Source organism: Brevibacterium sp. Mu109 (assembly GCF_900169375.1).
Lineage (GTDB): Bacteria > Actinomycetota > Actinomycetes > Actinomycetales > Brevibacteriaceae > Brevibacterium > Brevibacterium yomogidense_A.
The window spans coordinates 61426-81189 of the sequence record NZ_FXZF01000010.1; the positions used below are offsets into that span (position 1 = coordinate 61426).

Below are 19764 nucleotides of genomic sequence, written 5' to 3' on the forward strand. Positions count from 1 at the left end.
GCAGAGACCTTGCCGACGGGAGAGACCCTGCTCGTCTCAGAGGCAGGGCCGATGTCACAGACCAGCCTCGTCTCAGAGGATGCCGCGGTAGGCGCCTCCGTCGATGAGCAGGCTCTGGCCGGTGATGTAGCCGGCCCGATCGGAGGCGAGGAACGCGCACGCCGCACCGAATTCGTCCGGGTCACCGAACCGCTTGGCGGGGATGGCGGCGGCCGCGGTGCCGCGGACCTCGTCGATCGACCGGTCCGACGCCTGGGCGGTGAGCGACTGCCCCGACTGCAGCCGGTCGGTGTCGAACGACCCCGGCAGCAGGAAGTTGATCGTCACATTGGCGTGGGCGACTTCGCGGGCGATCCCGGCGAGGAACCCTGTGAGGCCGGCACGCGCGCCGGAGGAGACGTCGAGCCCGGCGATCGGCATCTTGACCGAGGACGAGGTGATGTTCACGATGCGGCCGAAGCGGCGCTCCACCATGCCGTCCAGCACGCGACGGGCGAGCGCGATCGGGGTGACCATGTTGTTCTCCACGCCGGCGCGGATGTCGTCGTCGTCCACATCGGTGAAGGCGCGGAAGGGCGGGCCGCCGTTGTTGTTGACGAGGATGTCGACGGCGCCGTCCGCCGCGGCGATGAGCGCATCCTGCACGTCGGGTTCGGAGACGCTGCCCAGGACGGTGCGGACGTCCGCGCCCGTCTCATCGCGGAGCTCCTGCGCTGTCGCCTCGAGCGCGTCCGCCCGCCGTCCGTTGAGGATGACGATGGCTCCCGCCCGCGCGAGCTCCGTCGCGCACGCGCGGCCCAGCCCCGCGCTCGATGCGCAGACGACCGCGCGCCTGCCTGCGATTCCCAGATCCATGTCGCTCCCCTTCACTGCTGTGTGTTCTGCGCTGTGGTCTGCTGTCGTGAGTACTACGCGATGCGCTCGTGATGGGAGTAGGCGTTGAACCGTGTGCCGCGGTTGAAGCCGACCACGGTGATGCCCTGCTCGCGACCCAGCTCGACGGCCAGGCCGGAGGGCGCGCTCACGGCGGACAGGACGGGGATCCCCGCCATCGCGGCCTTCTGCACGAGCTCGAAGCTGGCGCGGCCCGACACCTGGAGGATGGTGTCCGACAGCGGGAGCATCCCCTCCTGCAGCGCCCATCCGATGACCTTGTCGACGGCGTTGTGGCGTCCGACGTCCTCGCGCACCGCCACCAGTTCTGCGGAGTCCGCGATTCCGCCGGCGTCGCGCGCCATGCGGAAGAGACCTGCGGCGTGGACTCCACCGGTGGACCCGAACAGCTTCTGCTCCTCGCGCATGGCGTCCGGCAGCGAGAGGAGCACGCGTGAGGTGATCGCAGGGGAGGCGACGGGGCCGTCCTCGCTCATCGCGTCGAGCACGATCGGGTACGTGGACGTGCGCTGGACGGCCTCGATCGAGGCCGTGCCGCAGATGCCGCACGCGGACGACGTGTAGATCTGCCGCGCCTGGTAGCGATCCCGATCCCAGGTCCCCGGCTCCAGGACGACCCGCGCAACGTTGAGGTTCCGCGTGCCGTCCGGGTCGATGCCCGTCGAGAAGTCCACGCGCAGGATCTGCTTCCACTCCGTCACGATGCCCTCGCTCAGGAGGAAGCCCGCGATGAGCTCGACGTCGTCGCCCGGAGTCCGCATCGTGACGGTGAACTGCTCGCCGTCGAGTCGCACCTCCAGCGGTTCCTCACCCGCCAGCGAATCCGCCCGCGCATCGATCAGGCCCGTCTCGTCGAATCGACGCACCCGCGTCCGTACCGTCCTGCGCATCGCCGCCTCCTGCACTCCGCTCACGAGCTGCCCCCCCAGTGTCTCCCATTCCCGGCCGGTGATCACTCCCGTCCGGTGGCAGACTCCTGTCGGGAGATTGCGTCCCGTCCGGCGGCCGCCCACGGTCCGTCGGCATCCTCCGATCGCGCACCGGTGTCCGGGAACTCCCGGGCCCACGCTTCGTACCCGCCCACCACGTCATGGAGCCTCAGCGCCGGGTGCGGCGCCCCGTCCCCCCGGGTCTCCGTGTCCACATCCCCCCGGGCCCCTGCGTCCACATCCACGAGGGGGCCCAGCACCTCGAGAGCGCGGGCGGAGCGCGCACCGGCCTGGCAGTGGACGTAGACGTCGACCGCGTCGATCTGCGCCGACCACTCGCGCAGCTGAGCGACCGCGTCCTCGGGGTCAGATTCGATCCGGTCCAGCGGCAGGAGGCGGGCGTCGGGGATCATCCCGCGGGCGGCCTCGGCGGGGGTCCGCACGTCGACGACCAGCCCCGCGGCGAGGGACCGGTCGCCCGTTCGCCGGTTGCGTGTCTCAGACGCCGGTTCCTGCACCGGAGTCTCGGACACGGAGGCGGCGAATGGCTGCACTGGGTGCACCGGCGCGCGGGATGCGCCTGGCGCGCCCACCGCGCTCACCGCGCCCACCACGCCCGCCAGCTGCGTCACGCTCACCTGTCGAGGGACGCCGCGCCCCACGTCCGCGGCGGTCTGCGGCCGGGCAACGCGGGGCGAGCGCGCGAGCGGCACCGTCTCCCACTCCGCGGTGAGCATGTCGTACACGAGCACGCGGCCGATCGCAGGCCGGCCGATCCCCAGCACGAGCTTCAGCACCTCGCCGGCCATCGCCGTGCCGAGCACCCCCGGCACCGTGCCCAGCACACCGGCGACCGCGCAGCTGGGCACCGCGCCGGCGGGCGGCATGACGGGCAGCAGGTCGCGGTAGATCGGCCCGCGGGAGGCGTGGAAGACGCTCAGCTGACCGCCGTCGGTGAGCACCGCTGCCCACACGTGCGGGATGTCCAGGAGCGTGCAGGCATCCGACACCACGTAGCGGGTGGCGAACGAGTCCGCCCCGTCGACGACCACGTCGTACCCCTCCACGACCTCCATGACCGTGTCGGGGGTGAGGCGCAGGTCGTGCGTCACGACCGTCACCTCGGGGTTCAGTGCCCGCAGCGCATCTGCGGCGGAGTCGACCTTGGGCCTGCCGACGTCCTGCGTCCGGTGCACGACCTGCCGATGCAGATTGCTGACCTCCACGCGGTCATCGTCGACGATCCCGATCGTCCCGATCCCGGCCGCCGCGAGGTACTGACCGGCCGGGCTGCCCAGCCCGCCCGCGCCCACGAGCAGCACGCGTGCCTGCGCGAGCTTCTCCTGACCCGACTCCCCCACACCGGGGACGCGGATCTGCCGGGCATAGCGACCGGTAGGGCTCACTCCAGGGCTCACTCCACGCCCACCCAGTCGTGGCCGCCGTCGGAGTAATCCTGGCGCTTCCAGATCGGCACGCGCGCCTTGATGCGGTCGACGAGTTCCGCGCAGGCGGTGAACGCCTCCCTGCGGTGCGCCGAGGCGACGGCCACCAGCAGTGCATCGTCGCCCACGCGCAGCTCACCGATCCGGTGCTCGGCGCTCATGCGCACGCCGGGGTGGTCTGCTGCCGCTTCGGCCAGCACCTCGTCGAGGACCTTCTGAGCCTCCGGATGCGCCGAGTACGCGAGCCCCACGACGTCGTCCCGACCGGAGTCATGGTCGCGCACGACCCCGTGGAACACCGCGAGTGCGCCGGTCTGCGGGGTCTTCACGCGGGCCTCGGCGGCGGTGAGGTCCAGGGGCTCCTCCGTGATGCGTCCCCAGGCGAACGGCTCCACAGCCGGCTCCGGCGTGTACACCCGGAACGGCTCGGTCGCGGGCTGGGCCTCGAGCACCGGGGACGGTTCGGTCGCGGGCAGCGCCGCGTCGGCGGGCGCTCCGTTCACCGCGGCGTGGGCTCCGTGCAGGGCCGGACCGCCGGCGGGCGCCGTGCCCACCGCGGCGTGCGCTCCTGCCACCTGCGACGATTCTCCGGCATCAGGCCCGTCATGCCGACCACGTCCAGCGTGCCCGTCATGCTCAGCACGTCCAGCGTGCCCCTCATGCTCAGCACGTCCAGCATTCCCAACCCGCCCGCGCGGAGCATGGACCCCGTCGCTGACGTTCTCGAGCTGCGCCTGGATGTGGTGGAGGATCGGGTCGAGGACCGTGATCCCGTCCTTCACTCCCCCGACGGACCCGGGCAGATTCACGACGAAGGTGCGGTCGCACGCACCGGCGGTGCCCCGGCTCATGGCCGCTTCCGGCAGCTTCGCGAGACCGTGGTCCACGAGCGCCTGGACGATCCCCGTCGCCTCCCTGTCCAGGACTCTGCGGGTCTCCTCGGGTGTCGTGTCCTCCGGCGCCAGCCCTGTTCCGCCGGTCGTGACGATCACGCGGGGACGCTCCGACTCGGGCGCGTCCCGGACGTGCCGCCTGAGTGCCTCGCCGACGGCAGGACCGTCCGGGACGATCTGCGGCGCGTCCACGCGGTAGCCGCGCTCGCCCAGCCAGCCGACCAGCAGCGGTCCGGTCGCGTCCTCGGCCTCGCCCGCGTAGCCGGACGTCGACACGACCAGCACCACCGCGCGCCTGCCCTCACCGAACGTCGCCGACCGGTCACCGCCGCGCGTCGCCCTGCGCGGACGCCTGTCCGCATCCGGTCGCGTCTGCCGTGTCATCCGTGGTCCTTCCCATCGCCGAGGCTCTCAGCACCCGGGCCGCCGTCTCCGGTACCGCTGTCACCGGCACCCCCGTCGCCGAGGCCGTCCGCCGGTCCCCTGCCCCAGTCGCCGGAGGCGCCTCCGGACTTCTCCTCGACCCGGGTGGGACCGATGACGGCGTCGCGGTCGAGCGCCTTCACCATGTCGTAGAGCGTGAGGGCCGCGACGGACGCCGCGGTAAGCGCCTCCATCTCCACTCCCGTGACGCCCTTCGTCTTCACGCGGGCGCGCACAGCGATCGCGCCGGGATCATCCGGGGCCCGCTCCAGGTCGACGGAGACGCCGGTCAGCGGCAGCGGGTGGCACAGCGGCACCAGATCCGGAGTCCGCTTCGCTGCCATGATCCCCGCGACACGGGCGACGGCGAGCGCATCGCCCTTCGGCAGGGTGCCCTCGAGCATCTGGTCGACGACCTCGGCGGTGGTGGTCAGCCGCGAGGACGCGACGGCAACCCTGCTCGTCACGGCCTTCGCGGACACATCGACCATGTGGGCGGTGCCGTCGGCCCGCACGTGCGTGAGGCGGCCCGACGTGCGCGCGTCGTCGTGGGCGCTCACAGGACCACCACCTCGACGGCGGTGCCGGCCGGCAGTTCCTCGGGGCCCGGCGGGACCACGATGAGGGAGTCCGCATGGGCCGCGGTGGCCAGCAGGTGCGAACTGGTGCCCGGGAACGCGCGCACGCGCAGTCGTGTGGAGTCCGGGTCTGTGGGCCCGTCGTGGAGCATACCCATTCCCATCTCGGAGCGGCGCAGCTGGGTCTTGGCGGCGAGCGGCGTGACCGGGGCGGCGAGCGCAGCGGTCACTCGGCGCGAGGGCCGCCCGGTGGACCAGGCACGGTCCAGGGCGTCGCGCAGCAGGACGTGCGCGCTGATCCAGGTGCTCACCGGGTTGCCGGGGAAGCAGACGATCGGGATCCGCGCTCCGGTGTCCTGCTCCAGGACGCCCACCCCCTGCGGACCGCCCGGCTGCATCGCGACGGAGCCGAAACCCACGTGCGCGATCAGGCCGCCGAGGTCCACTCCGGCACCCTGCGCACCCGATCCACCCAGCCCGGCTGACTCACCCAGCCCGGCCGGCTCACCCAGCCGCGCCGACTCCTCCGACCCAGCCGGATCATCCAGCCCGCCCAGCCCCTGCTGGACCACTTCGAACCGGCCGGCGCTGATACCGCCGCTCGTGACGACAAGGTCCGGTTCCACCGCGTCGACGCGTGCGGCGAGCGACGCACGGAAGTCCTCGACCGTGTCATCGACGACGAGCGCATCGACGATGTCGGCGCCGCAGCGGCGCATGACGGCGGCCAGCAGTGCTGCGTTCGCATCGAAGACCTGGTCGTCGCGCAGCTGCGTGCCGGGCGCTGCGACCTCATCCCCACCGGTGACGACGAGGACGCGGGGGCGGGCCCGGACGCTGATCTCTGTCAGGCCGAACGCTGCGAGCACCCCCAGAGACGCAGAACCCAGGACCGCTCCGGCCGGGAGTGCGACGTCCCCGGCGGCGATGTCGCTGCCGCGTGGGCGGACGAACCGGCCTGCGGGCGTCTGCGGGACCTGGAGGCACGGGGAGTCGTAGCCGTCGGACTCCTCGACGGGGATGATCGCGCTGGCACCGGGCGGCATGGGTGCGCCGGTCATGATCGGCACCGCCGTACCCGGTTCGACCGCGTCACCCGTCTGACCGGCGGCGATCATGCCGGCGACGGCGAAGGACCCGGGAGTCGCCGCCGCGTCCAGCGCGAACCCGTCCATCTGCGAATTGTCGAAGCGGGGCAGATCGAAGGGCGCCCGCAGGTCATCGATGAGCACACGATCGAGCGCCTCACCCACGGGGACGGTCTCCGCGCCGATCGTCCGCACGCTCAGCGCTGTCACGAGGGCTCTCACGTGATCGTCGATGCTGCGCGGTTCCGACCAGCTGCGCGGTTCGGACCAGCTGCGCGGTTCGGACCAGCTGCGCGGTTCGGACCAGCTGCGCGGTTCGGACCAGCTGTGGAGGGGGCCTAGGAAGGTGGACGCCTGGCCGCCGGTTTCGGTCATGGCTGCGACTCTACCGGGGCGGAGTATTACCGGTCAGTCCTTTCAGCGCCGCACCGAGTCGCCTACCTCCTGGTCACTACAGCAACCGCGGGCGCCGGACCGCAAGCGGCAGGGTGAGCAGGGAAAGGGCTCCGCCCACCAGCAGGGCGGTGCTGAAGGACGAGCCGGCGGCGATCATGCCGATCATCACCGACCCCAGGCCCGTTCCGGCGTCGAAGCCGATGTTCCACACCGCGCTGGCCGATCCGTAGTGGGGGCGGCTGACAGCCTGGAACGCCACCACCAGCGTGAGATTCTGCAGGGCGCCGTAGCTGATGCCCACCAGCGTCGCTCCGAGCAGCAGAGCCACCACATCAGTGGTCTGAGGGTCGCGCACGCCCCACGCGAGCACGGCCATGCCGATGGTGGTGAGCAGGACCAGCGGCCAGATGAACGCCTGCGGCCCGAACTGGTCGGAGAACGTGCCCGCCTGCCACCGGGCCAGCGCTGCGGCGACCGTCAAGCACAGCAGGGCAAACGTGCTCAGGACAGCGCTGTCGCTCATCGGCGCCATGAAGGTGATGAGGGCGCCACCGGCGAGGGTGACGGCCAGCAGCAGGGCCATGGGACGCAGCAGCTGCAGGTACGGAGGGCGCTCCTGTGAGCGTGGGACGTGCTCGGCCCTGCGCCCCAGCACGATCGCCGGCAGCACACCCACAGCCGGCAGCACACCGATGGCGAAGATGATCCCGAAGCCCAGATTCTCGACGATCCACGGGCCCGCAGACACGAAGAGCACCTGCGGGCCGGCGATCGCCAGTCCGTACACGCCGATCGCCTGGCCGCGGCGGGCGGGTTCGACCAGCTCCGCGACCAGGGCGCTGCCGGTCACGGTCAGCACCCCGAAGCCCAGGCCCCGCACTGCGGACAGCACGAGAATGACTGCGAGGTCGTCGCTGAGGGCGAAGGCTGCCGCCGGCAGACCCAGCAGCAGCATTCCGGCGGTCAGGACCGGCGCCCATCCGAAGCGGCGCAGGGACGCGGGGACCACGAGCTGGGTGAGGACGGTGAAGAGCATGAGCACGCCGTTCACCAGCCCCGCACCCACCGAGCCGGCACCTCCGTGGACCGCCCACAGCGGCGCGACCGGCAGAAGGGCTGCGAACCCGGAGAAGCCCAGGACCGTCATGAGCACCAGCAGGGACATGCCCGGCGAGCGCAGGACCGAACCCCTCACTGCGGGACAGTCAGATGCACGGGCATGGGCCTGCGACCGAGAAGAGGATGCATATTCGCAGGCTATCGCGACCGCCAGCGCACCGACGATAGGACTGCGGGGCCTGGGGCCGTACACTCGGAGGGTATGGACGTGAGTCTGGGAATTCCCACAGTGCGGGCCTCCACAGCCGGCGACTCGCACGAGACCGCTGCGGCGCTCCACGCAGGAGCCCACGGCGCGACGAAGGCTGAGCTCGATCAGCGGGCGGGCGACGCGCCCACGGCCCCCGGCCTCCTCGATCGGCACGGTCGCCTCGGGACGGATCTGCGGATCTCGCTCACGGACAAGTGCAACCTGCGCTGCACGTACTGCATGCCGGCCGACGGCATGGACTGGATGCCTCCTCCCTCCCTGCTCACCGCCGCCGAGGTCGTCCGCCTCGTCGACATCGCCGTCGCCGTGCACGGGGTGCGGGATCTCCGGCTCACGGGCGGGGAACCGCTCATCCGCCCGGACCTCGAGGACATCATCGCGGGCGTCCGCAGCAGCCATCCGGACCTGCCCATCGCGATCACGACGAACGGGATCGGCCTCACCAAGCGGGCTGCGACCCTCGCCGCCGCGGGCCTCACGCGCCTCAACGTCTCACTCGACACGATCGACGCGGACACCTTCCGTGCACTGGCCCGCCGCAATCGCCTGGCCGACGTGCTCGCGGGGATCGACGCCGCGCTGGCGGCGGATCTGCATCCCGTGAAGGTCAATGCGGTGCTGATGCGCGGCGAGAACGACGACCAGGCACCCGATCTCCTCGCCTTCGCCCTGGAGCGCGGGCTCGATCTGCGCTTCATCGAGCAGATGCCGCTGGACGGCGACCACGGCTGGACGCGGGAGGGCATGGTGACCGCCCGGGAGGTCCGCGAACTCCTCTCGCAGCACTGGCGCCTCGTCCCGGACGACGTGCCCCGGGGCGGCGCGCCCGCTGAACTCTGGCGGGTCCTGCCTCTCGACTCCGATCCCGACTCCGGCTCCGGTTCCGGTTCCGACTCCGATCCCAATGCTGATCCCGACGCTGTCCCCAGCTCCCGCACCGATGCCGCAGAGCCGCTGGGCCGGGTGGGCGTCATCGCCTCGGTCACCGAGCCCTTCTGCTCCGCCTGCACCCGCACCCGCATCACCGCGGACGGCAAGGTGCGGTCGTGCCTGTTCTCCCACGAGGAGTTCGACCTCGCCTCCGCGATGCGCTCCGGGGAGTCCGACGACGTGGTCGCCCGGCTGTGGCAGCAGGCGATGTGGCTCAAGCCCGCGGCCCACGGCATGGAGAAGCCCGGGCTGGACAGCGACGACTACGTGCAGCCGGACCGTACGATGAGCGCGATCGGCGGCTGAGTGGAGGAGACGACGATGAGCCCGGGACAGACCCCGAGACGCACTCTTGCGGTCCGCTATTTCGCCGCCGCTCGGGCAGCCGCAGGTGATCTCACCGAGGAGTCCGTCCCGATCCCCCACCGCGTCGAGGCCCTCACACGGGAGCAGCTCGCAGCGCTGCTCGTCTCCCTCCACCCGGATCCGCCCGGGGATGAGCCCTCGCTGGAACGCGTGCTCGAGCAGTCGAGCGTGCTGATCGACGGCGTCGTCATGGGTGAGGACGACCTCGTGCGCCCCGGTATGCGGGTCGACGTGCTGCCGCCCTTCGCAGGCGGCTGAGCGTGGCGGAGACCGCCCGCGCAGAAGACTCTCGTCCCGTCCTGGGACCCGATCGCCGCGCCCGAGGTCCCCGCTGGGACGAAGCCATGCGGCTCGCCTACGCGACCGGGGACGAAGCCGCTCGCGCCCGCGCATCCGCACTCGCCGGTTCCTCTGCTCCCGTCCCGCTCGCGGAGGCGTTCGGGCGCACCCTCGCCGGGGACCTCCGGGCTCTGTTCGACGTCCCCCACTACGACTCGTCCGCGATGGACGGCTATGCCGTGTCCGGCCCGCCGCCGTGGACTCTGGACGACACCGAATCGCTGCGCGAGCTGCGGCCAGGGCACGCCCGGACCGTGGTGACGGGCGGAGTCATGCCGGCCGGGGCCTCGGGCGTGGTGCGATCCGAGTACACGCACAGCGAGCCGGACGGGCGTGGTGTCCGCATCGGCATGCGGCCGGACTCCCCCGGCTCGGAGCTGGATCCCGGCCGCCACGTGCGCCTGGCCGGGCGCGAAGCCGCAGCCGGCGACGTGCTCGCCTCGGCCGGCCGCCCGCTCACCCCTCCGCTGCTCGCGATGGCCGGGATCAGCGGGCACGACGACGTGCCGGTCCTGCCGCCGGTGACCGCCGCCCTCCTGCTCACCGGCGATGAGGTGCGCACGTCCGGAACACCGGCTGCGGGCGAGGTCCGCGACGCCTTCGAGGTGCAGCTGCCCCACGTGCTGCGCGCCGCCGGGATCGAGGTCGCGGCCGTGCGCAGGATCGGCGACGACCGCGCGGTGACGCGGGAAGCGCTGGCGGAGCTCGTCGACCTCGCCGACGTCGTCGTCTCGACCGGGGGAACGGGCAGGTCAGACGCCGACCACGTGCGTGCGGTCCTGACGGAGACTGCCGGGTCCCGAGCGGATCCCGGCGCCGGCGATCGGCTCATCATCGACGAGCTGGGGATGCGGCCCGGGCACCCCACGATGCTCGCGATGCGCGATCGGCGCGTCCCCGCGGGGACGTCGCGACCGGTGCCCGTCCTCGCGCTTCCGGGCAACCCGCTGGCTGCGCTGGCGGCGATGCGGATCGTGGGATCGGCCGTGCTGCGCGGCCTGCGGGGGTCGGATCCAGAGGTGCCTCTCACCGTCCCGGCGGCGCAAGACCTTCCGGCGGAGAAGGTGGACCGGCTCGTCCCCGCACGCCCGGCAGGTTCTGCAGGTCCGGTACCCTCTGTGGGCCCCGGAACGCCACCGGCGCCCGGCACCCGCGACCACGAAGACGCATGGCTCCCCGTCGAGCACGTCGCATCCAACATGATGCGCGGCCTCACTATGGGGCGCGGCTGGCTGGTCCTCCCGACCCGTCCGGTGAGGGCGGGCGAGCGCATCGCCTTCCTCCCGCTGGAGTGGTGACGAGATGACGGCGAAGGAGTCACCGTGACGAAGTCCCTCGCGGCCGCCGCTGCGGCTTCCGCACTCCTCCTCTCTGCCTGCGGCGGATCAGCCGCTGATTCCCCGGCCGGGGACGGCGCAGACGGGGACGGCGCGGAGTCGACGACCCTCACCGTGTTCGCCGCCGCCTCGCTGACCGACACGTTCGAGGATCTCGCAGACCGATTTGCCGAGTCCCACGACGGCGTCGACGTCCAGCTGAGCTTCGCCGGATCGTCTGATCTCGTCACGCAGATCCGGGAGGGTGCGCCCGCGGACGTCGTCGCCACGGCGGACGAGCGCACGATGCAGAGCCTTGTCGACGACGGCCTCGTCGCGGCAGAACCCCAGAACTTCGTGTCGAACACGCTGGTCATCGCCGTGCCGACCGGCAGCCCGGAGCGCATCGAGGGACTCGCGGACCTCACCGGCGGCGGCCTCGACGTCGTCGTGTGCGCGCCCCAGGTCCCGTGCGGTGCCGCGACAGAGACCGTCGCGGAGTCCGCAGGCGTCGAGATCGACGCGGTGAGCGAGGAGCCGGCCGTCACGGACGTGCTCGGCAAGGTCGCGAACGGCCAGGCGGATGCGGGGCTGGTGTACCGGACGGACGCCTCGGGCTCGGATAACGTCGACGCCGTCGAGTTCCCGGAGTCCGACGACGCCGTCAACCTCTACCCGATCGCGCCCGTCGCTGATGCGGGGAACGCAGACGCGGAGAACGTCGAGGCCGCCCAGCAGTTCGTGGACTTCGTCCTGTCTGACGAGGGCCGTGCGGTGTTCGACGCAGCGGGCTTCGGGGCGCCGTGATGCGCAGCAGTCCGCCGTCTGCGGGTGGCACGGACACGCACGCAGCAGCGCGCGGCGGCACGCGTCGCCGCCCGCTGTCCCGAGAACGCTCTCCCGGGATCCCGTGGGGGCTGGCACCGTTCGCGCTGCTGGGCGCGCTCGTCGTCATTTTGCCGGTGGTGGGGCTGACGCTGCGCGTGCCGTGGTCGGAGTTCGGCGGACTCGTCACCAGCCCCGACTCCCTCACGGCGCTGCGCCTGTCGCTCGCGACCGCGTGCGTCTCCGCCGGCGTGTGCGTCGTCCTGGGCGTTCCGCTGGGCATGATGCTCGCGCGCAGCGAGGCGGTCCTCCTCCGCGCCGTGCGCGCGTTCGTGCTGCTGCCGGTGGTGCTGCCGCCGGTGGTGGGCGGTCTGGCGCTGCTGGCGACGTTCGGCCGTCAGGGCCTCCTCGCCGCCCCCATGGAGGCCACCGGCATCGACATCGCGTTCACGACGGCGGCGGTGATCTGCGCGCAGGTGTTCGTGTCGCTGCCGTTCGTCGTCATGGGCGTCGAGAGCGCGATGCGCACCCACGGCACGGACTTCGAGACCGCCGCGGCCGTGCTGGGCGCCGGACCCGGCCGCACATTCGCGACGGTGACGCTGCCGCTGCTGGTGCCCGCGATCGCGTCCTCCGCGGTGCTGTCGTTCGCCCGGTCGCTGGGCGAGTTCGGGGCCACGCTCACGTTCGCCGGGTCGCTCGCGGGCACGACCCGCACGCTTCCGCTGGAGATCTACCTCCGCCGCGAGACCGACCCGGACGCCGCCGTCGCCGTCTCCATGCTGCTGGTCGCGATCGCGCTGCTGGTCGTCATCGCGGTCTACTCGCTCCCGCAGTCGTGGCGCCGCGGCTCACCGGCGCGGGTCCGGACCCGCGCCGCCGCAAGCATGCCTCCTGCCCACGAGGGACGGATGGCCGGGACACAGGAGACGACCGCCGCCGAGGTGCCGGTCGCCCGCCGTGCACGCCCGCCTCGGCTGGTGGTGGAGTTCGACGCACCGGATCGTCGCATCGCGCAGTCCTTCACCGTCGAACCCGGTGAGACCCTCGCCCTCACCGGGCCGAACGGCGTCGGGAAGTCGACGATCCTCGCCGTCGTCGCCGGGCTCCTGATCCCCCCGCGCGCACGCGTGGAGGTGGACGACCGCGTCCTCACGCACATCGCCGGCGGACGGAGCGGCGCCGATGTGCCACCGCATCGACGCAGCGTCACGCTCCTCCTCCAGGACCCGCGCCTCTTCCCCCATATGACGGCCGGCGGCAACATCGCGTTCGGGCTCCGCGCCGCGGGCGTGACGGGGGCACACGCGAAGGCGCAGTCTCAGCGGATGCTGGACGACCTCGGCATCGGGCATCTGGGACGGGTGAAACCGCGCGGACTGTCCGGAGGACAGCGCGCCCGCGTCGCTCTTGCGCGAGCGCTCGCGACGGATCCGCAGATCGTCCTCCTGGACGAGCCGTCCGCCGCGCTCGACGCCGATTCGGCCCCGCAGATCCGCGCACTGCTGCGGGAGCTGCTGGCGGACCGCACGTGCGTGCTGGTCAGCCACGATCCTGCGGAGGTGCAGGCCCTGGCCGATCGGGAGATCCGCCTGGCCCACGACTGACGGGCACCGGTCAGTCGTGCCCTCTTCAGCCATGCCCTGGTCAGGTCGCCGCGAGGACCTCGGACTCCATGCGGGCGTAGCTCGACTCCATGCCGTCGACCATGCCGGTGTCCAGCACCATGTCGCGCATCTCCAGCGACGGGTAGGTGATGACGGTCGCCAGCAGGGTGCCGCCGTCGACCGCGGTCAGCGTCATCTCGTTGGTGGCGCCCGGACCGTCCGTGCCGATCATCTGTTCGGTCGCGGTCTCATGTGCGGGCGGCACCGATGCGAGGACCTCCCCGGTGAAGCCGAAGCGGTCCGTCCCCTGATCGGATTCCCATTCATAGCGGTAGGTGTCCCCCACCTTCTGCGCCGGTTCGCACACGGGCATCGTCCAGCCGTCGGGACCGAGCATCCACCGGCGGATGAGCGCGGGGTCGTGGTGGGCGCGCCAGACATGGTCGATGGAGCCGCGGATCACGCGACTCACGCGCACCGTCGTGTCGTCGAGGATCTGGATCTCCGTCCCACGGCCCGCCGCGAACGACACCAGGTCGGCGAGCACATCGTCGATCTGCCCCATGGCCGACTTCGTGCCTTCGAGCATTCCCATCTCCAGCAGCTGCTCGAGCTCTTCGGCCGAATGGAAGAACGTGGTCGTCGTGAGCCGGGAGCCGGACTCCGTCTCCGTGAAGACGAAGACCATGCGCATGCTGGGCATGTCCGCGGCAGGCACGCCGTCCTCACCGGCGAATCCGTCGCGGACCTCGAAGGAGCGCAGCGGATCCACCGCCACGAACTCCCAATACCCGCGTGAGACGGAGCCGTCGGGCAGTGTCATGGCGTAGTGCGAGCGTCCGCCGGTCGTGAGGTCATGGCGGGTGAAGACCGCAGGGCACCCGACGGGTCCCCAGAACTTCTCCAGCTGCCGCGGATCCGCGTACGCATCCCACAGCCGGCGGACGGGAACGGGGAAGTCCGCGGTGATCGTGAGGGTGAGGTCTTCGGCGTTCTGGTCAATGGATGTGATGGGCATGGGAGGACCTTCCAGTCATCAGCGCTGCTCGTCGTCGAGGAGCGCGTCGAGGCGGGCGATGCGGCCGCGCCAGATCTGTTCGTACTCGTCGAGGAGGTGCCTGGCACGCGCCAGCATCTCCGGGTTGCCGCGGACCAGGCGCTCCCGGCCCTTCTTCTCCTTGTTCACGAGTCCAGCCCCTTCCAGAACGGACACGTGCTTCTGCACGGCGGCGAACGACATGTCGTAGTTCGACGCGAGCGTCGACACGCTCGCGGGACCGGACAGCGTCCGCCGGACGATGTCGCGCCGCGTCGCATCGGCCAGAGCCCGGAAGATCCGGTCGACCTCCGCGTCGCTGAGCATGACATCCACCATACGTACAACCATATGGTTGCGCATTGCGTGTGTCAATGGTTCGCCTCGATGGCCCACCGTCGGGCGCGCGTGCCGCCGCACCCGCGCCCCCGTACAGTGAGGGGTCGGATCGCGAGGAGGGTGTCGCATGACAGAGATGACGGCTGAGGCCGCGGCAGACGCGCTCGACCGGGCGCTCTCCGGGCGCATGGATTCCGAGAGCGTCGACGCGATCGCCCACCTGGCTCCCCACGTCGAGCGGCAGGAGCTCACACGGCTCGTCCACACGACGATGCCCCTGCAGTCCGCCGTGCTCTTCCGCGTGCTCGACAAGGACGATGCGCTCGCGGTGTTCGAGGGGCTGCCGCCGAACTATCAGGCCGAGCTCCTCCAGAACCTCCGGGAACCGGAGGTCGCCCAGATCATCGACGGCCTGGACCCCGACGACCGCGCCGATCTGTTCGGCGAGCTCCCCGCGCGCGTCGTGTCCGACCTCATGAGTGGACTCGACGCGAACGAGCGCGAGATGACCGCCGCGGTCCTGGGCTATCCCCGGGACGCGATCGGCCGCTACATGTCCCCCGAGGTCCTGAACCTCCACGCGGACTGGACGGCCGCCGACGCGATGGAGGTCGTCCGCGCGCGGATCGACGGCCCGGAGACCGTCTACCTGCTCCCCGTCGTCGGCGCAGGTCGTGTCCTCACGGGCGTCGTCTCGCTGCGCAACCTCCTCGAAGCGGAGACCACGGCACCCGACACCGCCGTGGGCGACCTGGTGCGCGATGCGTTCAGCGTCCACGCCCTCACCGACCGTGAACGAGCAGCTCGCGAATTCCTCTCCCACCGGCTCATCGCCATGCCGGTCGTGGATGAGGAGGAGCGGATCGTCGGCATCCTCACGATGGACGACGTCCTCGACATCATCGACGAGGAGGACGCGGAGGACGTGGCGCGCGGCAGCGGCTCCGAACCACTGAACCGCTCGTACCTCTCCAGCTCGATCCTGCGCATCGTCCGCAGTCGCATCGTGTGGCTGCTGGTGCTCGCCGTCTCCGCGATCCTCACCGTGCAGGTGCTCGAGGTGTACGAGGACCGGCTCGACCAGGTCGTGGTCCTCGCCCTCTTCATCCCCCTGCTCACCGGCACCGGCGGCAACACGGGCAACCAGGCGGCGACCACCGTCACCCGCGCACTGGCCGTGGGCGAGGTGCGGATCCGGGACCTCGGCCGCGTCATCTGGCGCGAACTGCGCGTGGGCGCGCTGCTGGGATCCGTCCTGGGCGCCCTCGGCTTCGCGGTCGCCGGCCTGGCCTACGACTGGGCGATCGGGATCGTGATCGGGCTGACGCTCCTGTCGGTCTGCATCATGGCCGCGACCGTGGGCGGGCTGATGCCGATCATCGCGAAGCGGATCGGCGCGGATCCTGCCGTGTTCTCCAACCCGTTCATCTCCACCTTCTGCGATGCGACGGGCCTCATCCTGTACTTCACGATCGCGACCGCGGTGCTGGGCCTGCAGTGACTGCCCGAGCACATGGAGGAGCCGAGGCCCGAGCGGAGATCCGCTCGGGCCTCGGCTCCTCCATGTGAGTCAGCTGCGACGACCGAAGCGGCCGGCCCGGCCGCCCTCGTCGTCCTTCCGTGCCCGCTGCGCCTTCCGGAACTCCCGGCGGATCTCCCGGCGCTTCTCCTTCGCCTGCTCCAGGCGGAGCTCCTCAGCCTTCACCTGAGCCTTCGTCGGCTCATGGTCGCGCAGACCCACCTGGAGCTCGGCAGGGATCTCGTCGAGTGTGCCCACCTGCGCGCGCGTCCGGTACCGGAGGATCTCCAGCCGCAGGACGCGGGACAGGAAGTAGATGCCGAGCAGGTTGGGGACGGTCATGAGGAAGAACATCGCGTCGGAGAATGCGATGACGGAATCCAGGGAGATCGACGCGCCCACGACCACGGCGAGGACCCATGCGATCTGGAAGCCCTTCTCCACCTTCCGGTTCTCGTTCGTGAGGTAGCCCATCGCCTTCTGCCCGTAGTAGGCGTAGGCGAGGATCGTGGAGAACCCGAACAGGACGACGCAGACCGTCAGCAGGACGGGGAACCACGACGTGACCGTGCCGAACGCCAGCGAGGTGAGTTCGACACCGGCCATGCTGGAGCCGTCGGTCTCCACGTCGTAGAGACCGGTGGTGATGATCGCGAGCGACGTGAGGGTGCAGACGATGATCGAGTCCACCAGCGGCTCCCACAGGGCGGTGAAGCCCTCCGTCGCCGGGTCGTCCGTCTTCGAGGCCGAGTGCGCCATACCGGCTGAGCCCACACCCGCTGCATTCGAGAACAGCGCACGCTGGATGCCGACGATCGCTACCCCGATGAGGCCGCCGGTGATGCCCTCACCGGTGAAGGCACCCCGGAACATGAGGACGAAGGCGTCCGGCACGTTCGTGATGTTCACGAGGACGACCGCGATCGCACCGAGGAAGTAGAGGATCGCCATGAGGGGTGTGATCGCGGACGTCCACTCTGCGATCTTCTTGATGCCGCCCAGGATGACCAGCGCACACAGCGCCGCCATGATGACACCGACGAGCCACAGCTTGTCCGCGAGCCAGCTGGAGTCCCCTCCCGTCGCATTCACGAGGACGGCGGTCGCTTGGTTCGCCTGGAACAGGTTGCCGGCTCCGAACACGCCTATGACGGTGGCGATCGCGTAGAAGACGGCGAGGAAGCGGCCCATCCTGGGACGGCCGATCTCCGCGAGCCCGTCGCGCAGGTAGTACATGGGACCGCCGGACGTGGTGCCGTCGGACGCCACCTGGCGGTACTTCACACCCAGCGTCGCCTCGGCCATCTTCACCGTCATCGCGAAGAAGCCGAAGATGATGATCCAGAGCGCGGCGCCGGGCCCGCCCACGGTGATGGCGACGGCGACACCGGCGATATTGCCGAGCCCCACGGTGCCGGACAGCTCCGTGGCCAGCGCCTGGAACGACGACACCTCGCCGGGATCCGTCTTGCGCGTCGCCTTGCCGCGGATGATGCGCAGCGAATGCTTGATGCCTGTGATCGGCTGCAGTCGGAGATAGAACGTGATGAAGACGGCCGCAGCCATGAGCCACAGGACGATGACCGGGACCCCGCCGAAGACGGGGATCTCGAAGAAGACGATCGCGGACAGGATCGTCGCGATCGGACCGAAGACGGCTTCGACTGCGGCATCGAATCCGCCGACCGCCTCCTCGGCCGCTCCCGCCGTGACAACGGCTTCCGATACCGATCGATACGCGTCTACTGACAACTCTGTCTTCATAGTCCCGAGGCGCGGGGTCGCGGTACCACCGGAGGGGAGGTCCGGCTACAGCGCCTGCCTCACAGTAGCAAGCGCGTGCCATCGAGGTGCGGCACGCAGGCGTCGGACGCACTCAGGCGTCGGAAGCACTCAGGCGTCGGAGGCGGGTCAGCCTCCGCGGGGTTCGTTCCAGAGGCTCTGAAGGTCGGGCGTCATCCACCCGCGGCCGATCGTCTGGATCACTCCCGCACCATCCAACTGCTCCAGCGGCAGCCGTTCACCGCGAGGGCACACTGCTCTGCCGCGCGCGAAGTTGTGCAGCGCGAGGATCGCTCCCGTCAGCGTGAGAACTCCTGTCAGCATGGCCTCTCCCCTCCATTCGTGCCCGTTGGACTCACCTCGCCGATCTGTGGCGGGCGACGGCCGGGCGGCCCCGTCCCCACCTCAATGATCCGCCCACACAACACCTGAGGACAAGCGATGCTTCCTTGCGCAGCGTTCAGCTCCGCTTATGCTTGGCGTATGGTCGACGTCCACCGTCTGCGCGTCCTGTGCTCCGTCGTCGCGACGGGGTCCGTGAGGGCCGCCGCAGACGCCCTGTCCTTCACTCCCAGCGCGGTGAGCCAGCACCTCACGATCCTCCAGCGGGAGACGGGGCTGCGGCTCTTCGAGAAGTCCGGCCGGGGCATCGTCCCGACGGCACACGGCCGCAGCCTCGCGGATCGGGGGCAGGACGCTCTCGCCGCGCTCGGCAGGGTCGATCGGTTCATCGATGACCTGAGGATCGGACACACCGGCTCGCTCACGGTCGGAACCTTCGCCTCCGCCGGCGAGTACTGGCTGCCCTCGATCGCCGCCCGACTGCGCGCCGAGTTCCCCACGACGACACTGCTCATCGAGCTCACCGATCCGCCCGTGTCGACCGAACGTCCTGACATCGACATCCGGACGGAGCGCGCCACCACAGCACCCCACGTCCCCGCCGGAGTGACCCGGATCGAGATCGCCCGCGACCCGTTCGTCGCGATCCTGCCGCGCGACCACCGATGCGCGGCAGCCGACGAGGTGGCGGCCGCGGATCTGGGCGCCGATCCGTGGATCCACGAGTACGTCGGCGACGGCGAAGGGGCCCGCATCATCGCCGACGTCTGGCGGGCGGCGGGGATCGCACCCCGATCCGTCGTCCAGGCGGCCGATCACCGCGGGGCGATCGCCTTCGTGGCCAGCGGCGCGGGCGTCTGCGCGATGCCCGCGCTCGCGGCCCGCGATCTGCCGGACGCGATCGTCGCGCGCCGGCTGGTGCGCCCCGACGCCGAACGCGTCATCGTCGCCTACGTGCTGGATTCCGTGCGCCACCACCCGGCGGCGGAGCGCCTGCTCTCAGTCCTCAGCGACATGGGAGCGCAGCACGAGCGCACCACGCGCCGGACCTGAGTGGCCATCGCAAGGACTGATCGCCGCGGCTCGGATCAACCACGTCTGCGGCGGACAAGCGAGAGGGCCCCGGAACCGTTCGGTTCCGAGGCCCTCCCACATCGTGCGCGAGGGGGGACTTGAACCCCCACGTCCTTTCGAACACTGGCACCTGAAGCCAGCGCGTCTACCAATTCCGCCACTCGCGCGAATGACAACAGCACGAGACGTTACCAGTAAGCGGGGCCCTCGCACCAATCGAGATCCTCACGCAGGCTTCGGGCCCCCTCGCGCAGCCCTCCGGCCCACCCCGCACACTGTCCGGACCCTCCCCGATCGCCCTCCGCACTCACCC

Annotated in this window: 17 protein-coding genes, 1 tRNA gene and 1 pseudogene; 7 read left to right on the top strand and 12 right to left on the bottom strand. The window is 70.9% G+C overall.

Annotated elements, in window-relative coordinates; translation table 11 throughout:
• Positions 1–72 precede the first annotated feature (72 nt).
• The 7 genes and pseudogenes from BSP109_RS07805 to BSP109_RS07835 form a co-directional block, all read right to left on the bottom strand.
• The gene (locus tag BSP109_RS07805; RefSeq protein WP_087003635.1) at positions 73–855 is read right to left on the bottom strand and encodes an SDR family oxidoreductase; all 783 of its coding nucleotides are present in this window, start codon (positions 853–855) and stop codon (positions 73–75) included.
• Positions 856–908: 53 nt separating this feature from the next.
• Positions 909–1784, bottom strand: coding sequence for a formate dehydrogenase accessory sulfurtransferase FdhD (fdhD, locus tag BSP109_RS07810; RefSeq protein WP_087003639.1), 876 nt, complete (start codon positions 1782–1784; stop codon positions 909–911).
• Between the two features lie 62 nt (positions 1785–1846).
• A complete protein-coding gene (locus BSP109_RS07815) occupies positions 1847–3229 on the bottom strand; it encodes a HesA/MoeB/ThiF family protein (protein ID WP_146001103.1) in 1383 nt (460 codons plus the stop codon).
• Positions 3230–3237: 8 nt separating this feature from the next.
• On the bottom strand, positions 3238–4545 hold the full coding sequence (locus BSP109_RS07820; RefSeq protein WP_101599932.1) for a molybdenum cofactor biosynthesis protein MoaE: 1308 nt from the start codon (positions 4543–4545) through the stop codon (positions 3238–3240).
• A gap of 104 nt (positions 4546–4649) precedes the next feature.
• Positions 4650–5144 (bottom strand): annotated as a pseudogene (gene moaC / locus BSP109_RS07825) (cyclic pyranopterin monophosphate synthase MoaC); the annotation flags it as partial.
• Positions 5141–6625: a gephyrin-like molybdotransferase Glp gene (gene glp, locus BSP109_RS07830; protein WP_101599934.1), complete on the bottom strand. Its 1485-nt coding sequence runs from the start codon at positions 6623–6625 to the stop codon at positions 5141–5143. The pseudogene moaC and the gene glp, both read right to left, overlap by 4 nt.
• A 76-nt stretch (positions 6626–6701) precedes the next feature.
• Positions 6702–7841: an MFS transporter gene (locus tag BSP109_RS07835; RefSeq protein ID WP_257944598.1), complete on the bottom strand. Its 1140-nt coding sequence runs from the start codon at positions 7839–7841 to the stop codon at positions 6702–6704.
• A gap of 126 nt (positions 7842–7967) precedes the next feature.
• On the opposite strand from BSP109_RS07835, the gene BSP109_RS07840 reads away from it, so the two are divergent.
• The 5 genes from BSP109_RS07840 to BSP109_RS07860 are packed head-to-tail and all read left to right on the top strand — an operon-like array spanning position 7968 to position 13359.
• On the top strand, positions 7968–9212 hold the full coding sequence (locus BSP109_RS07840) for a GTP 3',8-cyclase MoaA (RefSeq protein ID WP_101599936.1): 1245 nt from the start codon (positions 7968–7970) through the stop codon (positions 9210–9212).
• Positions 9213–9227: 15 nt separating this feature from the next.
• Positions 9228–9530 (top strand): MoaD/ThiS family protein, encoded by a 303-nt coding sequence (locus BSP109_RS07845; RefSeq protein ID WP_101599972.1) that lies wholly within the window; start codon positions 9228–9230, stop codon positions 9528–9530.
• Between the two features lie 2 nt (positions 9531–9532).
• Positions 9533–10909: a molybdopterin molybdotransferase MoeA gene (locus BSP109_RS07850; protein ID WP_101599937.1), complete on the top strand. Its 1377-nt coding sequence runs from the start codon at positions 9533–9535 to the stop codon at positions 10907–10909.
• Positions 10910–10933: 24 nt separating this feature from the next.
• The gene (modA, locus tag BSP109_RS07855; protein ID WP_101599938.1) at positions 10934–11734 is read left to right on the top strand and encodes a molybdate ABC transporter substrate-binding protein; all 801 of its coding nucleotides are present in this window, start codon (positions 10934–10936) and stop codon (positions 11732–11734) included.
• Positions 11734–13359 (top strand): ABC transporter permease, encoded by a 1626-nt coding sequence (locus BSP109_RS07860; RefSeq protein ID WP_101599939.1) that lies wholly within the window; start codon positions 11734–11736, stop codon positions 13357–13359. Before modA ends, BSP109_RS07860 begins: the two co-directional genes overlap by 1 nt.
• 40 nt (positions 13360–13399) lie before the next feature.
• Here the strand turns inward: BSP109_RS07860 and BSP109_RS07865 are convergent, their stop codons facing one another.
• Both BSP109_RS07865 and BSP109_RS07870 read right to left on the bottom strand, forming a co-directional pair.
• Positions 13400–14377: an SRPBCC family protein gene (locus BSP109_RS07865; protein ID WP_087003662.1), complete on the bottom strand. Its 978-nt coding sequence runs from the start codon at positions 14375–14377 to the stop codon at positions 13400–13402.
• An 18-nt stretch (positions 14378–14395) separates the two neighbouring features.
• Positions 14396–14734, bottom strand: a complete 339-nt coding sequence (locus BSP109_RS07870; protein WP_219618514.1) for a metalloregulator ArsR/SmtB family transcription factor — start codon at positions 14732–14734, stop codon at positions 14396–14398.
• Between the two features lie 127 nt (positions 14735–14861).
• Between BSP109_RS07870 and mgtE the strand changes: the two genes are divergently transcribed.
• On the top strand, positions 14862–16235 hold the full coding sequence (gene mgtE, locus BSP109_RS07875) for a magnesium transporter (RefSeq protein WP_101599941.1): 1374 nt from the start codon (positions 14862–14864) through the stop codon (positions 16233–16235).
• Between the two features lie 69 nt (positions 16236–16304).
• Here the strand turns inward: mgtE and BSP109_RS07880 are convergent, their stop codons facing one another.
• Together BSP109_RS07880 and BSP109_RS07885 are read right to left on the bottom strand one after the other, a co-directional pair.
• On the bottom strand, positions 16305–18017 hold the full coding sequence (locus BSP109_RS07880; RefSeq protein WP_101599942.1) for a sodium:alanine symporter family protein: 1713 nt from the start codon (positions 18015–18017) through the stop codon (positions 16305–16307).
• 147 nt (positions 18018–18164) lie between these two features.
• The gene (locus tag BSP109_RS07885) at positions 18165–18359 is read right to left on the bottom strand and encodes a hypothetical protein (protein ID WP_101599943.1); all 195 of its coding nucleotides are present in this window, start codon (positions 18357–18359) and stop codon (positions 18165–18167) included.
• A gap of 159 nt (positions 18360–18518) precedes the next feature.
• Here BSP109_RS07885 and BSP109_RS07890 point away from each other — a divergent pair, with 159 nt between their 5' ends.
• The gene (locus tag BSP109_RS07890; RefSeq protein WP_180959651.1) at positions 18519–19430 is read left to right on the top strand and encodes a LysR family transcriptional regulator; all 912 of its coding nucleotides are present in this window, start codon (positions 18519–18521) and stop codon (positions 19428–19430) included.
• Positions 19431–19534: 104 nt separating this feature from the next.
• Here BSP109_RS07890 and BSP109_RS07895 read toward each other — a convergent pair.
• A tRNA-Leu gene (locus BSP109_RS07895) sits at positions 19535–19618 on the bottom strand.
• Between the last annotated feature and the right edge of the window lie 146 nt (positions 19619–19764).